This window comes from Paenarthrobacter sp. NPDC090520, from assembly GCF_044769205.1.
In the GTDB taxonomy this organism is placed as follows: Bacteria; Actinomycetota; Actinomycetes; order Actinomycetales; family Micrococcaceae; genus Arthrobacter.
This window is the reverse complement of record NZ_JBIVXM010000007.1, coordinates 70,658-85,893: the sequence shown is the minus strand read 5'-3', so window position 1 is coordinate 85,893 and position 15,236 is coordinate 70,658. Positions and strand designations below refer to the sequence as shown.

Sequence of the window (15,236 nt, the reverse complement as noted above, 5' to 3'; positions counted from 1 at the left end):
TGGGGCGAAGAGCGGGCCTCACAGTGTGGCTTTGGGGACGCCGGCGGCGCGCTCGGCCTCGGTAAGGGCTTGGGCAAGGCGTTCGACGGCGGCACGGTAGTCGGTGCCGGCGGTCACCTTGCAATATTCCGCCTCGCGTATGGCTTTGGTGAGGGTTGCGGTTTCTGTTACCCGCACGTCCGTCATGGCCGGGTAGTCGATGGTCCGGCCGGGGTCCAATTCGTACTTTCGCCATTGAGCCAGAATGACTTCGTGGTGTGCGGCGTCATCGGCAAAACCTGCACGGCGCCACGGCTCGGCGGCGTGCACGCGCTCGACTTTCCGGGCGGCTGCCAAGGTTCCTGCCGCCGTCGTTCCTGCCAGCGCGACCATCACCAGTCCTGCGGGAGGAGACTGCACGGATGGGACCAGGATGGCCGGCGCGATCACTGTCAGACCAGCGAAAACGTCCCAAAAGATGGTGTCCGGCTCAGGTCCGCGACCGTGCGTGAGCTTGCGATGGAGGACAAATGTCGTGGCCGCCGTCGCGAGGATCAGGGCCAAACCCCACATGAGCATCGGAGTACCTCCCGGACGCAAAAGGCTGTGTTTTCAGTATGCGTTCCGGTGGGGAGTTTGGGTACAGGGCGATTTCAACAACGTGGACTGGCGTTCCACATCGGGTAGCTTGCGCGCATCCTGTGCGCGTTTTGGCTGTCGGTGCTGCGGCGTAGCCTAGGGCCATGAGACTGAAAATGTGCAGCATCCACGTCAAGGACCCCGCGGCCGCCCACACGTTCTACACGGAGACGCTCGGCTTCGACACCCTCATGGCCATGCCCGAGGCGAACCTGTTCATCATCAAGGACCCGGGTACGGGAGACGGCGTTCCAGGCCTGTTGCTGGAACCCATCGATAACCCCATCGGTGCTAACTACATGAATGCCGTATACGAAGCGGGGATGCCGGCCGTTGTCCTCGGGGTGCCTGACGTGCGGGCCGAATATGAGCGTCTTCTGGCCGCCGGCGTGACCTTCAAGGGCGAACCTGCGGAGGATCCGTCGGGTGTCACTGCCGTCTTCGACGACGGCTGTGGCAACTTTGTGATGCTCCACCAGGACTAATTAAAGAGCAGTGGCCGGGACGTTTCCGCCCCGGCCACTGCTCTTGGTTCAGGAGTTGCGCTTGGTTCCCTTGGGGGCCACGCGCTTGGCAGCGGCGTTCTCCCTGGCTTCCTTGGTGGCGGCCTTTTTGCGGGCCTCTTCCTTGACCCGCAAGGTCTCGGCGCGCACAGCAGCGTGGGTGGCGCGCTCAACCACCAGCCACTGCGGGGGAGTTTGCAGCAACTCGGCGATTTCCGCCGTCGTGAGTGGCTCGGTGACGCCACCGCGGGTGAGGCCGCTGATGGAGATGTTGAGCTTCTGGGCCACGACCGGCCGCGGGTGCGGACCGTTGCGGCGCAGTTCGGCGAGCCACTCGGGCGGGTTGGCCTGGAGTTCGGCGTATTCGTCGCGCGTGACGGGTGAGTCCTGGAACTCCTGCGGTGCAGCGGGCAAGTAGATACCGAGTTTCTTGGCAGCTGTTGCCGGCTTCATGGTCTGGGAGTTCTTGGGAGTCATGCTTCAAGGGTATCCGGCCCGGTACTGTGAGTGTGTGCCAGACGCTGAAGAGTCCCCCGAAACACCCGAGCTCCGCTTCGCCTACGTGGCGGGCGTGACGCCCGGAAAGTGGATCCGTCGGTGGGAAGAGCGGATGCCGGATGTTCCGTTGCACGCTTTCATGTCCGACGACGCATCGCAGCTTGCGGTTTTGCGTGACGGTTCCGCTGACCTTAGTTTTGTGCGGTTGCCCGTGGACCGCGACGGCTTGCACGTCATCCCGCTGTACGAGGAACAGCAGGCAGTGGTGGCGCCGAAAGGCCACGAGATCTCGGTCTTCGAAGACGTGGCGTTCGAGGACCTGTCAGAGGAAAACTTCCTGGACGTTGCCGAAATGGGTGGCCCGGACATGGCACTGCAGGTGGTGGCGTCCGGAGCAGGCTTGGTCATCATGCCGATGCCTGTGGCCAGGCACTTGAACAATAAGCAGACTGTGAGCCGGAGACTGTCCGGTGTTCCCGGTACGCAGATCGGCCTCGCGTGGCTTGCGGGCAATGACAGCCCCGTGATCGAGGAGTTCATTGGGATTGTACGTGGGCGGACCGCGCAGAGTTCGCGGCAGCCGTCGGCGCAGCAGAAGAAACCCAAGAAGGCTCCGAAGCCGGACCGGCGGGGCACCGGTGGCATAAAGAAGCCGGCGGTTTCACAGCGATATGCGCCCAATCCGGACAAGGGCCGTGGGCGGGGTTCGCGGAAGAAGGGGAAGCGCTGACCTATTCGCCGTGGATGGCGGCCTGTTGTCGCTCTGAGCGGTTGAGGTAGGCCAAGAGGAGATCGCCGGCCTTGTCCAGCTCGCCATTCTCCAACGCGGAACAGATCTGCTCGTTTTCCGAGAGCCAGTCGACGTAGAAGTGCGCGTTGACCGTGGCCTTGTGGAAGTAGAGGCGCATCTCGGCGAGCACCTGCTTCATGATCGAATTCAGCCTGTTGCTCTCGGCCAGGGCCACGATTGAGCCGTGGAAGTGCTGGTTGGCGCTGCCCAAGCCGTCGTTGTCATTGGCGGCCGCGGCCTTCTTCCCCTCCTCGACGGCGGCCCTGACGGCGGCTATGCGCTCAGGCGTACCACCGGCACGGATCGAACTGACCTCAATGGCACGGCGCACGGTGTAAACATCATGGATGTCGCCGGCTTCCAGCGTTGCTACATAAACGCCGCGGTTGGGCTGACGGACCAGGAGGCGCTCACTGGCCAGCTCTGCGAAAGCCTCGCGGACGGTGTTGCGGGAGACGCCAAGGTCCTCAGCGATGGTGGCCTCGGTGAGTTTGGCCCCGGGGACAAGGAATCCTTCGGCCAGTTGATAGCGGAGTTCTTCTGCTACCCGCTCTGCCACTGAGGGGACCCGCATGCGCACGCGTGCGCGGGCAGTGTCGAAGCCAGCTTGTTCGCTTGCTTGCTGATCTGCACTGGCCATGACACCAAAAGTACACGATTGCCGAAAAATGGTATCGCTGGATTGTTGAACAATCCCACAACTTGGTGCATCCTTGATGTAACGCACATCACGAGGCAGGGATCACAGCATGGCAATCATTGACCTGAACAGCGACGTCGGAGAGTCATTCGGCCGCTGGACGTTGGGCGACGACGCCGCCATGTTCGAATCCGTCTCCAGTGCCAATGTTGCGTGCGGATTCCACGCCGGCGACCCCAGCGTTATCCGTGCTACCACCGAAAAGGCGGTGAAGGCCGGCGTCGTTATCGGCGCCCACGTCGGGTACCGCGACCTTGCCGGGTTTGGGCGCCGTTTCCTGGACATCGACCCCAAGGAACTCGCGGACGATGTGGTTTACCAGATCGGTGCCCTCCAGGCGTTGGCCGCCGTCTCCGGTACACGCGTCCAGTACGTGAAGCCGCACGGCGGGCTCTACAACGCGATCGTGAAGCACACGGCACAGGCCAAGGCAGTGGTGGAAGCGGTGAAGTCGGTTGACCCCAACCTTCCGATCCTCGGGCTTCCCGGCTCGGAGGTCCTGCGTTTGGCGGAAAAGGCCGGCCTGCGGGCGGTTTCGGAAGCCTTCGCTGACCGCGCGTACAACCCCGACGGCACTTTGGTTTCCCGTTCCCAGCCGGGTGCTGTCCTTCACGATCCCGCTGACGTTGCCCAGCACGTCCTGCGCATGGCAACGGAAGAAACCGTCAAGGCCATTGACGGTTCCACCTTCACCATCCGCGCAGAGAGCATCTGCGTGCACGGAGATTCACCCGGTGCCGTCGCCATGGCCACCGCAGTGAAGTCCGCCCTCACCGATGCCGGTGTCACCATCGGCTCGTTCATCTAGCCAACAGGCCAAGCAGCACCCCTCATCCCCTCCGGAGGAAACCATGACCAGCACCAACAAGGCAGCAAAGGCCGTGACAAGGAAGCCACCGGCCGGCGCCCTCAAGGCATATGTCGCCAGCCTCACCGGCACGTCGCTTGAGTATTACGACTTTGCGATCTACTCGGTGGCGTCGGCCGCGATTTTCCCGAAGATCTTCTTTCCGGCGGGAGACGATTTCGTAGCGCTTATCCTTTCGTTCTCCACGTACGCGGTTGGCTACTTTGCTCGCCCGATCGGTGGCGTCATCTTTGGTCGTTTGGGCGACAGGATCGGCCGCAAGTATGTCTTGGTCTTTACCTTGGTGCTGATCGGCGTTGCTACGGTCCTGATCGGTGCCTTGCCGGACTACTCGGCTATCGGGGCTGCCGCGCCCGCCATATTGGTGCTATTGCGGTTGGCCCAAGGAATCGGTGTGGGCGGTGAGTGGGGCGGCGCGGTGTTGTTGTCCAGCGAATTCGGCGATCCCAACAAGCGCGGTTTCTGGTCTTCTGCTGCTCAGATCGGCCCACCCGCAGGCAACCTGATGGCTAACGGGGTCCTCGCCGTATTGGCTGCTTCCCTGAGCGAAGATGCTCTCCTTTCCTGGGGTTGGCGCATTGCCTTCTTGTCCTCCGCGCTGCTGGTCATCTTCGGCCTGATTATCCGTTTGAAGCTGGAAGAGACTCCCGTTTTCAAGGCCATCCAAGCGCAGGGCGAACGTCCCAACGCACCTCTTAAGGAAGTCTTCACCACGCAACCCAAGGCTTTGGTCGCAGCGGCACTCTCCCGCGTTTGCCCGGACATCCTGTATGGGCTCTTCACCGTCTTCCTGTACGTCTACGCCACCAAGGAATTGGGCATGACTACAGGAAACGTGCTGGCCGCGATCCTTATCGGCTCCGCCTTCCAACTTTTCCTTATCCCGCTGGCCGGAGCTCTCACCGACCGCATCAACCGTCGCTTGGTGTACGGAGTTACGGCCGCTGCCACTGCAGTCTTCATCCCGATCTTCTTCTTGATGATCCAAGGAAAATCCACGGTGATGCTGACCATCGGCGTCGTGATTGGCCTGGCGCTGCATGCCTTTATGTACGGTCCGCAGGCCGCCTTCATCACGGAGCAATTCCCGGCAAGGCTCCGGTACGCCGGAAGCTCCCTTGCCTACACCCTGGCAGGTGTCATCGGCGGCGGGTTTGCCCCCATCATCTTCACGGCCCTCTACGGTGCAGCCAACCACGGCTGGTACCTCATCGCCGGCTACCTCCTCCTTGCGGCCATTGTGACCATCGTGGGAATGCTCATGGGACGCGACCCTAAGCCCGAAGAAGAAGCCCATCTCCTGGAGGGTTCGCGCGCCTGACGGCTGGCGAAATGAATGATGGATACCGTGATGGAAACCGCAACCACCAAGAAGGTCCGCTCCGTGAGGCCCGTGGGCACGCGAGCAGTCCTCGCCGAATTGGACGGACTCCCGGACGTGCTTGCCTTGCAGGCCATGCTCAACAAGTCTCCGCTTCCGGGGCAGGTTGACGTACTGGCTGCTGCCGAGACGGTCATGGTGGTGGGCGAATCAGCGTCCGCAACCCGGGCCATCGGGGAGCGGCTGCTGGAGCTGGAGCTCACGACACCGGAGGATACGGATTCCCGACTGGTGGTCATCGAGACCGTTTACGACGGCGAAGACCTCGCCGATGTCGCGGAGCTTACCGGCCTCAGCATGGACGGCGTGATTGCTTCCCATACCGGCCAGATCTGGACCGTCGCCTTTGCCGGCTTCGCTCCCGGCTTTGGCTACATGGTGGGAGAAAACCAGTCATTGACCGTTCCGCGCAGGGCCTCGCCACGTACCGCCGTCCCCGCCGGTTCGGTGGCCTTGGGCGGGCAGTACTCGGCCGTTTATCCGCGGCGTTCGCCTGGAGGCTGGCAGCTCATCGGTCGCACGGGTGCCCGGATGTGGGATTTGGACCGCGCCCAACCGGCGCTGGTTCGGCCTGGCGACAGGGTCCAGTACCGTGCTGTCCGTGAAGTGGTCACCGCCTCCTCGCATGACTCCGAGTCCGACGCTGAACACCACGCGGCTGCCGGTCTGAGGATCCTCAGCCCCGGAGCGCAGAGCCTCATTGAGGACCTCGGCCGCCGAGGCTACGGCCCCCTGGGAGTGTCCGCCGCCGGCGCCCTGGATCGCGCGTCCCTCCGCCGCGCTAACCGCCTGGTGGGGAACGCGTCGACGTCCGCTGCCATCGAATCCGTCGGAGGCGGGCTCACCGTCGAGGCCGTCGGCGACCAGGTGATTGCCGTGACAGGTGCGCCTACAACGCTGACTGTCCAGTCGCCGTCGTGGGCTGATACGGAAGGGCCCGACGGCGGCGAGGAGCCAGGCGCCACACGTTCGGTACCCATGACCACGCCTTTCGCGCTGCTCGACGGTGAAGTGCTCACCCTCGGCGCACCCGCGTCCGGCTTCCGGAACTATCTGGCACTCCGTGGCGGAATCGACGCGCCAGTGGTACTCGGCAGCCGTTCAGCGGACACTATGTCCGGCATTGGGCCCGCGCCCCTTGTGCCCAGGCAAATACTGCAGGTGGGAACGGAGACGGTGTCCACGGCAGTCGGCAGCCCCGAGCTCCAGCCCGAATTCCCCGGCCAGGGCGTCACTGTCCTTGATGTGGTCGCAGGCCCGCGCGCCGATTGGTTCGATCAGGCTGCCCTTGAATCACTGACCGGCCAGGAATGGGTGGTCACGCCGCAGTCGAACCGTGTGGGAATGCGACTGGACGGCACGCCCCTCGAGCGGAACCGTGAAGGTGAGCTCCCCAGCGAGGGCACCATGGCTGGTGCCCTTCAGATTCCGCCCGCCGGGCTTCCGGTCCTGTTCCTGGCCGACCACCCGATCACCGGTGGGTATCCCGTGATTGGCGTGGTGCGCGACGAGCACTTGGACCTTGCCGCACAGGTCCCCATCGGCGGACGGATCCGCTTCCGCTTCGTCCCCGATTCCCCAGACTTCACCCCGATCCCAGAAAAGTGAGTACTTGATGCGCAAGGTCCTGATTGCGAACCGCGGCGAGATCGCCGTCCGCGTCGCCCGAGCCTGCGATGATGCCGGAATCTCCTCGGTAGCCGTTTACGCAGACATCGACGCGGACGCCATGCACGTGGCAGTTGCCGACGAAGCCTTCAGCCTGGGCGGAAACAGCCCGGCTGACACCTACTTGAACATCGGCAAACTGCTCGACGTTGCTTCCCGGTCCGGCGCGGACGCCGTCCACCCGGGGTACGGATTCCTTTCCGAGAATGCGGACTTCGCCCAGGCAGTGCTCGACGCCGGACTGGAGTGGATCGGTCCGTCGCCGGAGTCGATCCGCCAGTTGGGCAACAAAATCACAGCTCGTGAGATCGCCGTGCGGGCCGGTGCCCCACTCGTGGCCGGCAGTGAGGGGCCTGTGGAGTCTTCGGCCGAAGCCAGGGCTTTCGCCGAGCAGCATGGATTGCCCCTTGCTATCAAGGCAGCCTTCGGCGGTGGCGGTCGTGGCCTCAAGGTGGTCCGCGAGCTCGCCGAAGTGGAGGAAGCGTTCGATTCCGCAGTCCGTGAAGCCGTGGTGGCCTTTGGGCGGGGCGAGTGCTTTGTTGAGCAATACCTGGACCGTCCCCGGCACGTGGAAGCGCAGGTCATTGCGGACAAACACGGCAACGTCGTTGTGGTTGGAACCCGGGACTGCTCGTTGCAGCGCCGCCACCAGAAGCTTGTTGAGGAAGCTCCTGCGCCGTTCCTCAGCGAATCCCAACGGCAGCAGATTTACGACGGAGCCAAGGCGATCGTTCGCGAGGCCGGGTATTACGGTGCGGGCACTGTCGAATTCCTTGTCTCAGCCAACGGGGCCGTGGCCTTCCTTGAGGTCAACACCCGACTGCAGGTGGAGCACCCCATCACCGAGGAGACTGCGGGAGTCGACTTGGTGCAGGAGCAGTTCCGCATAGCCGCCGGGCTGCCCCTGAGCATCACCGAGGACCCCGCGGCACAGGGTCACTCCTTCGAGTTCCGCATCAACGCCGAGGACGTAGGCCGCGGTTTCCTTCCGTCGCCAGGAACCGTTGACTCGGTGGTGGCGCCCACCGGCCCCGGCATCCGCTTGGATTCGGGCGTCCGTGCAGGCTCGATCGTGGCTCCTCAGTTCGACTCCCTGCTCGCCAAATTGGTCGTGACCGGGGTTGACCGGCAGCAAGCCCTGCGCCGGGCGCGCCGGGCTCTGGCAGAAATGAACATTGCCGGCTTGGCAACAGTGCTGCCGTTCCACCGGGCTGTCCTGGAATCGGAGGACTTCACGTCTTCGGAAGGGCTGCGCGTTCATACCCGCTGGATCGAGACGGACTTCGCGGACCAGATCCCTGTTGACCCCGAATACAGTGCGGCGGCTCCGTCCGGTGAGCGGCGGACCATCACCGTGGACGTCGACGGAAAGCGCTTGGCCGTTGGGTTGCCGGCGGACCTCCTGGACGGCTGGGCACGCTCAGGGCAGGGCCTGCCGCCTGTCTCCGGCCTGACCGATACGCCGGGTTCTGTCACCAACGGTGTGGCATCACCTGCCGACTCAGCCCTCGTGGCCGCAATGTCCGGCACCGTGGTCAAGTGGCTCGTTGAACCCGGAGCCGAGGTTGCCGCAGGGGATCCGTTGGTGGTGCTCGAAGCCATGAAGATGGAAACCCAGGTCCCTGCGCACCGGGCGGGGAAGCTCACGGAAGTGCTGTCAGCACCCGGGGGAGTGGTTACCACCGGCGCAGTCTTGGCTCACATCGAGTAGCACTTCAACGTCATCCAGTCGCCGCAAGCCGCGGGCGCCGAGCAGCGCAGGGCGACGGGTGCCGCCGTCGGACGTCTGCGTTCCCTCGTTGCCGGGCAACGGAAGAGCGGGCAACCCGCGGGTTGCCGCGAGCAGCGCAAGGCGACGGGACCGCCGTCGTGCTTTAGTTGCCTGCCGGGGCAGGAACGCCGAGGACGCTGTCCAGCAGCCCGTTCCGGAACTTGCCGGAAGGGTCGTTGGCGTGGACGAGGACCCGGAAGTCGTCAAAACGCGGGTAGAGGGCAGCGAAGTTGTACAAGCCCGGCGTGAAAAGTTTGCCCCAGTGCGGACGCGATCCGAAGGGTGCCAACGCCGATTCGAGTTCGGGCAGAACGGCCTCCACCTCGTCCTGCAGCGGCTTCCAGGTGAAGTGGAGCGCGACGCTTTGCTGCCGGTGGAACGGGCTGAGCCAGAACTCGTCGGCGGCGATTGTGCGGATTTCCGAGATGAAGAGCAGCGGCGAGAGCTTCCCGGAGAGAGCGCGGACCGCTTCGAGTGCGGCTGGAGCTTCACGCAGCGGCAGGATGAACTCGCTCTGCAACTCTTCGCCGTTGCTCGGGGTGAACTCGTGCCGGAAGTGCGGAAGCCGGTCCAGCCACTTACCCGGTTCATCCAGTTGGACGGTGCAGTTCTCGGCCGACATCCCCGGCAACGGATGCAGCGCTGCTGCGGCAGCGGTCGCTCCGAAGAGGTCCGGCAGGGCAGGCTCGGAGTCGAGCGCCTTGAACCAGACCTGGGGGATCGCGTCGCCGGTGTAATCCGTGAAGAAACTGACGCTGTACGCGCTCGACGCAATCGCCTCAAAGTCAGCCAGGGCCCGGTCCCACGGCAGGTTGGTGAGGACGCGCTGACGCATCTCGAAACTGGGCTGGATTGCCAACTCCAGTCCTGTGACAATTCCCAGGGCACCGAGCCCCACCACGCTGGCGAGGAATTCGTCGTCGTCCCGGGTGAGTGTCACCAGCTCGCCCGAGGGGCGCACCAGGTCGATACCCACGACGGCGGCAGCCAGGGAGGCGTTGTTGACTCCGCTGCCATGGGTGCCGGTTTGGATAGCACCCGCGACGGAGATGTGCGGCAGCGAAGCGAGGTTATGGATGGCGTAGCCGCTCTCTTCCAGAGCCCTGCACAGGGCACCGTAGCTGATGCCGCCGCCCACCTTCACCGTGGTCTTGTCCGCTGAGAGAGCGATGTCCTGGGGGAGGGCGTCCAGCAGGATGTGGGTGCCCTCAGTATCGGCAACGCGGTTGAAGGAGTGACGCGAGCCCAGCGCCTTGACCCGGGTGGCGTCGGCCACAAGTTGCTGGACCTCCTGGACGGAGGTGGGTTGGTAGACATTCGCGGAGGAGTACTCGAGGTTCCCTGCCCAGTTCTTCATCGACTGATCTTCCCATGTTGCTGATGTGTTTAGTTCTGATTGTTAGCGCTCACAACAATGCGCGTCAAGGTACGTCCGCGCTGGGGCGGATAGAGTTCAAGAAATTCGTCCGTTGATCAGGAGCAGCACGTGAGCAAGGCATCCAAGCCCACCATCCGGGATGTGGCCACCGCCGCGAACGTTTCCTTGACCACGGTTTCCTATGTCCTTTCCGGCCGGCACGGCGGAACCACCCGGATCAGCCAGCCCACGCAAGAGAGGGTCCTCGCTGCCGTCAAGGATTTGGGCTACGTGCCCAACCAAGCTGCCCGCGGAATGCGCCGCGGAAAGACGGACGTGGTGGCTGTTGCCATTGGAAACCTTGACTGGCCGTGGGACCGCGCCCTTGCCACCGCTGCTGCGAGGATCCTCCCGGACCACGGCTTCCAGCCCGTGATCCTGCTCGGTGACGATTGGCGGAGGTTCGTCATGTCAGGTGGCGCCGACGGTGTCATCATCGGCTTCTTTCCGGAGGCTCGCGAATCGGACCAGACCGTCAGTGAGCTTGCCAGGCGCGGTGTGGCCCAAGTGATCATTTCCGGAAGCCTGAAGCCGGATGGATTCGATGTCCTGGCTCCCGAGCAGGACGCCGGCTTGCAGGAGTGCATTGAGTTCCTCACCGCAGAGCACCGCCGGATCGGGTGCATTCGCAGGGCTGAACCTGAAGGCCGCCCCAAGAGCCGCTTCACCGCGTATGCTGCCGGGCTCGAGAGGGCTGGAATCCGTCTGGATGAATCGCTGGTGCGGACATCGCAGCACCGGCCGCCGATTGCCTACCAATCCGCGCTTGAGCTGCTCCAATTGCCGGACCGGCCCACCGCCATTTTCTGCACCGACGACATGGAAGCCTTGCAGGCGATTCGCGCGGCCTACCGCCTGGGGCTCAGGGTCCCGGAAGATGTCCAGATTGTTGGAGTGGGCAATTCGACTGAGGGCCAGGACTTCGATCCACCCCTCACCACCGTCGGCCCGGAACCGATCTTCGAACAGGTGGTGCGTATGCTGCTGGATCGTTTGGCCGGGAAAGCCCCCGCAGCGGGTGTCCGCGTGGCGAGCCCTTGGAAGCTGCACCGCCGCGGTACTACGCTCGGCTAGCCATCTGCTGCCGTACTTGGGTGGCGCTGCGCCTGCCCCGCTGGGGAGCCTGTGCCGCCGCCACCTACTTTGAGCGCCGCTCTCTCCCACTTCGCGGGTTACTGCGGCGTGCCGCCGAGGCAGTCCGGCCAATGTGGGTCGTGGCGGCCCGCCCAGTGGAAGGGGCGTTAGCCCTTCAGCGGGCGACGAGCCAGCCACGCGGCCACGATCGCCCCGGAGATGTTGTGCCACAGGGAGAACACCGCAGAAGGCAATGCCGCAAGTGGGCTGAAGTGTGCCGTAGCGAGGGTCGCGGCCAGGCCTGAGTTCTGCATGCCAACCTCGAAAGCCAGGGCACGGCGGGCCTTGTCGTCCAGGCGGCCGAGCTTGCCTGCAAGGTAGCCGAGGCCCAGCCCAAAGCCGTTGTGCAGCACCACTGCCAGGAACACGATTCCGCCTGCGGCGACGATCTTGCTTGCGCTGCCGGCCACCACGATCGCAACGATCAGTGAAATCACGACGGCGGACGCCCACGGAAGGGCGGGAAGGACCTTCGCCACCAGCTTGGACAGGAAGAGGCGGGCCACGAGGCCGGCGATGACGGGAAGCAAGACGGTCTTGACGATGTCCAGAACCATGGCGCCGGCGTCGATGTGGAGGAAGGATCCGGCCAGGAGCAGGGTGAGTGCCGGGGTAACCAGTGGTGCGATCAAGGTGGACACCGAAGCAACCGCAACGGACAGTGCCACGTCACCCTTGGCCAGGAACGCCATGACGTTGGACGCTGTTCCGGACGGAGCGCATCCCACCAGGATCAGGCCCACTGCGAGCTCAGGCGGCAGTTGGAGCAAGACGGCGATGAGCCAGCCGGCGCCGGGCATGATCACGTAGTGCGCAACGATTCCCAACGCCACAGCCCACGGCCGGCGCGCCACGGAAGCGAAGTCCGGCGGCGTCAGGGTGAGGCCCATGCAGAACATGATGACGCCCAGGAGGTAGGGAACGCTGACGCCGAGGGGCTTGAACAGGTCCGGAAGAAGGAAGCCAAGAACGCCGGCAACTACCACCAGGATCGGGAAGATCGTGACCGCGATGCGCGCGATCTTGGCCTCTGCGGCGAGGGCTGCGTTGGCCGGCGTGGTGGTTTCGGAGGGAGAATTCGTTGCCTCAAGCATTCATCCATGCTCACACCCGCGGGTCGGAGAGGGCGAGTTCGTTACTTGCAGCGAGCCGTATATGTCAGACATCCGTCATCCCCGCCCAACTGGGTCGCATTAGTGCGCGTTTTGAACGTCCAAAACGCGCACTATTGCGACTCAGATGGGTTAGGAGTTGAGTTTGCCCGCCAGGCGTTCACGCATGCGGATGCTGGCCTCGTTGAGACCGATGAACTCCACCTCGCGGCCATGATTCCGGTACTTCTCGGTGACGGAATCCAGCACGGCAATGGTGGACGCGTCCCAGAGATGGGAGGCGTGCAGGTCGATGACCACGCGATCTATGCCTTCTGCGGAATCTTTCGCGTAGTCGAACTGCGTGTAGAGATCGTTGGAGGACGCAAAGAAGAGCTCTCCGTTCACGGTGTACGTCGCCACGGTTTCGCCGTTCAGCTCCAGTTCGGTCCGCTCCACGGTGGCGAAGTGCGCCACCCGCCGCGCGAACAGCACGCTCGCCGTCAAAACCCCGACGCCGACACCCACCGCGAGGTTGTGCGTCGCCACCACTGCGGCAACAGTGAGCACCATGACCGCCGTCTCGGACTTGGGCAGGCGCTTCAAGGTGGACGGCCGGATGGAGTGCCAGTCGAAGGTAATCAGGGAAACGAAGATCATGACGGCAACCAGGGCTGCCATGGGGATCATGCCCACCACGTCGCCCAGCACCAAAACCAGGATGAGCAGGAACACGCCGGCCAGGAAGGTCGAGAGACGACTCCGTGCGCCAGACCCCTTGACGTTGATCATGGTCTGCCCAATCACTGCGCAACCGCCCAGGCCGCCCAGGAAACCGGTGACGATATTCGCGGCACCCTGGCCCCAGGAAACCCGCGTCTTGTTGGAGCGGGTATCCGTGATGTCGTCCACGAGTTTGGCGGTCATGAGGGATTCCAACAGCCCAACAAGCGCCATGGAGAGGGAGAAGGGCGCGATGATCTGGAAGGTCTCCAGGTTCAGCGGCACATGGGGCAAGAAGAAACCGGGCAGGCTGTGGGGCAGTTCGCCCTTGTCGCTGACGGTGGGCACATCGATGCCACCCAACACCGTGACCAGGGTGATCAGCACAATCGCCACCAACGGAGCCGGAACAGCCTTGGCTAACCGCGGCAAGAAAAACACGATGGCCAGGCCGACGGCAACGATCGGATAGACCATCCACGGAACGTTGAAGAGCTCCGGCATCTGCGACATGAACACCAGGATGGCCAGCGCGTTGACGAAGCCGATCATCACGGAGCGAGGAATGAACCGCATAAGCCGGGTCACACCGAGGGCGGCGAGGATGATCTGGAAGACTCCGGCCAGGATAATCGTGGCAATCAGGTAGTCGAGGCCGTGTTCCTTCATGACCGGAGCGATCACCAACGCGACGGCGCCGGTCGCCGCCGAAATCATTGCAGGACGCCCGCCCACAATGGCCGTCACCACGCCCATGGTGAAGGAAGCAAACAAGCCGATGCGGGGATCCACTCCGGCGATCACCGAGAACGCGATGGCCTCCGGGATGAGCGCCAAAGCAACCACGAGTCCGGCAAGGGATTCCGTCAGGAGGCGGCGGGGTGAACGGAAGGTCACCCGCAGTGACATGAGTTGCTCGGGAGTCATGGGTCCTTAAAGTGCAGCCTGTTACAGGGCAGTCTGGCGGTATCGCTCAATCTGCTTAAGGCGCCGCTGGAGGCTGTCGCGCCGCGGGTGCGGAACGACGTCGGGTGCCTCGGCAGTGAGAACAATGTGTTCGGTTCCGTACTGCCACAGCAGGAGGTCGTCCAGGAGGCGGTCGGGGCCGGGGGAGTAGCGGTGGTCCAGGGCCTTGCGGACCTCGGTGATCCGGTTGGCACTGAGCAGTCCGGCAAGTTCCACGGTCTTGGTCAGTCCGTGGGCCGCGAGGAGTTCGGCTGCCCATCCCCAGTCATCATCTACTTTACGGTCAACGTGGGGAAGCAGGGTACGCCAAACGTCACGAACGCGGTTGGGAGTGAGCGGCGAGCCACCTTCGCCTTCCAGGTCCCAGTAGCCCCGGACTTCTTCATAGCGCTCGTGGAGATCGGCAAATGCGCTTTCCACGGTCTCCAGCATCGCGGCCGTGGCTGTGAACTGCCGGTCGAAGTGCGGAGTCCATGCACGGGGATCCTCGGCCTTGAAGCGGATGTCGTGCTCGATCTCGCTCCAGGCGTGGGCGAAGACCGTACGGATCTGGCACTCAAAGAAGTAGCTGCCGTTGGCCGGGAGGTCAGGGTTGAAGACCTGTTGGTACTCCTTCACGGTCTCGTTCTGGATGGTGCGCAGAATGAGGTGCCGGCTGGAGTAGCCGTAGGTTCCGGATTCGATGGAGCCGATGTCCTTCTCCCGGTCCCCGCGGCAGTCGAAGAGTTGGCGCTGGCGCTTGATGATGTTGGCCACCGCGGCATTCTCGGCAGGGAGCTTGGTGATGACGCGGATTCCCACCATGTCATTCAGGGTCCGGAAGGGGTCTGGAAATTTGAGGACACGCGGGCCGCCGGGCTCGATGGGATCATCCGTGCGCGAGATCTTTTCGCGGAACGAATCCACGGTTTTGGTGCGTCCGGTGACGAACAAAGGCGTCACTTCTGCGTCGTTAAGCATGTCCCGCAACGTCAGCAAAACATCCCGGGTAACCCGCTTGAGGGCAGGGCGGACCCGCTCGTAGAGTGCTACGTTCGCCTCTACCGCTTTGCGCTGATCCGGATCCAGGCTGTCCCAGTTGCTTGCCATGCCCCCAGCTTACGGTGCA

At 63.7% G+C, this 15,236-nt stretch carries 14 protein-coding genes; 7 read left to right on the top strand and 7 right to left on the bottom strand.

All coding sequences use genetic code 11. The features are described 5' to 3' along the window. Positions 1–18: 18 nt before the first annotated feature. Positions 19–558 (bottom strand): hypothetical protein, encoded by a 540-nt coding sequence (locus ACIQTZ_RS10770; protein ID WP_402980294.1) that lies wholly within the window; start codon positions 556–558, stop codon positions 19–21. 164 nt (positions 559–722) lie between these two features. Here ACIQTZ_RS10770 and ACIQTZ_RS10765 point away from each other — a divergent pair, with 164 nt between their 5' ends. Next, entirely contained in the window at positions 723–1,103 is a 381-nt protein-coding gene (locus ACIQTZ_RS10765; RefSeq protein ID WP_402980292.1) for a VOC family protein, read from the top strand. Positions 1,104–1,151: 48 nt separating this feature from the next. On the opposite strand, the gene ACIQTZ_RS10760 is transcribed toward ACIQTZ_RS10765, so the two are convergent. Next, positions 1,152–1,598 carry a DUF5997 family protein gene (locus ACIQTZ_RS10760; protein WP_400334835.1) on the bottom strand — a complete coding sequence of 149 codons (447 nt, stop codon included), beginning with the start codon at positions 1,596–1,598 and terminating at the stop codon, positions 1,152–1,154. 34 nt (positions 1,599–1,632) lie between these two features. On the opposite strand from ACIQTZ_RS10760, the gene ACIQTZ_RS10755 reads away from it, so the two are divergent. Beyond that, a complete protein-coding gene (locus tag ACIQTZ_RS10755) occupies positions 1,633–2,349 on the top strand; it encodes a LysR family transcriptional regulator substrate-binding protein (RefSeq protein WP_402980290.1) in 717 nt (238 codons plus the stop codon). Between the two features lies 1 nt (position 2,350). Here the strand turns inward: ACIQTZ_RS10755 and ACIQTZ_RS10750 are convergent, their stop codons facing one another. After that, complete coding sequence (locus ACIQTZ_RS10750) at positions 2,351–3,049, bottom strand: GntR family transcriptional regulator (RefSeq protein ID WP_402980288.1); 699 nt, start codon at positions 3,047–3,049, stop codon at positions 2,351–2,353. Positions 3,050–3,158: 109 nt separating this feature from the next. Here ACIQTZ_RS10750 and ACIQTZ_RS10745 point away from each other — a divergent pair, with 109 nt between their 5' ends. Genes ACIQTZ_RS10745 through ACIQTZ_RS10730 form a run of 4 tightly spaced genes read left to right on the top strand, consistent with a single transcriptional unit; the run spans position 3,159 to position 8,737 of the window. After that, on the top strand, positions 3,159–3,917 hold the full coding sequence (locus ACIQTZ_RS10745; RefSeq protein ID WP_402980286.1) for a LamB/YcsF family protein: 759 nt from the start codon (positions 3,159–3,161) through the stop codon (positions 3,915–3,917). Between the two features lie 43 nt (positions 3,918–3,960). Then, positions 3,961–5,298 (top strand): MFS transporter, encoded by a 1,338-nt coding sequence (locus tag ACIQTZ_RS10740; RefSeq protein WP_402980284.1) that lies wholly within the window; start codon positions 3,961–3,963, stop codon positions 5,296–5,298. A gap of 18 nt (positions 5,299–5,316) precedes the next feature. Then, a complete protein-coding gene (locus tag ACIQTZ_RS10735) occupies positions 5,317–6,966 on the top strand; it encodes a 5-oxoprolinase/urea amidolyase family protein (protein ID WP_402980557.1) in 1,650 nt (549 codons plus the stop codon). A 7-nt stretch (positions 6,967–6,973) separates the two neighbouring features. Continuing rightward, a complete protein-coding gene (locus ACIQTZ_RS10730) occupies positions 6,974–8,737 on the top strand; it encodes an acetyl/propionyl/methylcrotonyl-CoA carboxylase subunit alpha (protein ID WP_402980554.1) in 1,764 nt (587 codons plus the stop codon). 163 nt (positions 8,738–8,900) lie between these two features. Here the strand turns inward: ACIQTZ_RS10730 and ACIQTZ_RS10725 are convergent, their stop codons facing one another. Then, a complete protein-coding gene (locus tag ACIQTZ_RS10725; RefSeq protein ID WP_402980282.1) occupies positions 8,901–10,154 on the bottom strand; it encodes an FAD-binding protein in 1,254 nt (417 codons plus the stop codon). A 129-nt stretch (positions 10,155–10,283) separates the two neighbouring features. Here ACIQTZ_RS10725 and ACIQTZ_RS10720 point away from each other — a divergent pair, with 129 nt between their 5' ends. Continuing rightward, positions 10,284–11,288 carry a LacI family DNA-binding transcriptional regulator gene (locus tag ACIQTZ_RS10720; protein ID WP_402980280.1) on the top strand — a complete coding sequence of 335 codons (1,005 nt, stop codon included), beginning with the start codon at positions 10,284–10,286 and terminating at the stop codon, positions 11,286–11,288. Between the two features lie 167 nt (positions 11,289–11,455). Here ACIQTZ_RS10720 and ACIQTZ_RS10715 read toward each other — a convergent pair whose 3' ends face one another. The 3 genes from ACIQTZ_RS10715 to ACIQTZ_RS10705 form a co-directional block, all read right to left on the bottom strand. Then, positions 11,456–12,442 (bottom strand): bile acid:sodium symporter family protein, encoded by a 987-nt coding sequence (locus ACIQTZ_RS10715; RefSeq protein WP_402980278.1) that lies wholly within the window; start codon positions 12,440–12,442, stop codon positions 11,456–11,458. A 150-nt stretch (positions 12,443–12,592) separates the two neighbouring features. Beyond that, positions 12,593–14,089: a SulP family inorganic anion transporter gene (locus ACIQTZ_RS10710; RefSeq protein ID WP_402980276.1), complete on the bottom strand. Its 1,497-nt coding sequence runs from the start codon at positions 14,087–14,089 to the stop codon at positions 12,593–12,595. Between the two features lie 21 nt (positions 14,090–14,110). Beyond that, positions 14,111–15,217 carry a GTP pyrophosphokinase family protein gene (locus tag ACIQTZ_RS10705; RefSeq protein WP_402980274.1) on the bottom strand — a complete coding sequence of 369 codons (1,107 nt, stop codon included), beginning with the start codon at positions 15,215–15,217 and terminating at the stop codon, positions 14,111–14,113. Positions 15,218–15,236 lie beyond the last annotated feature (19 nt).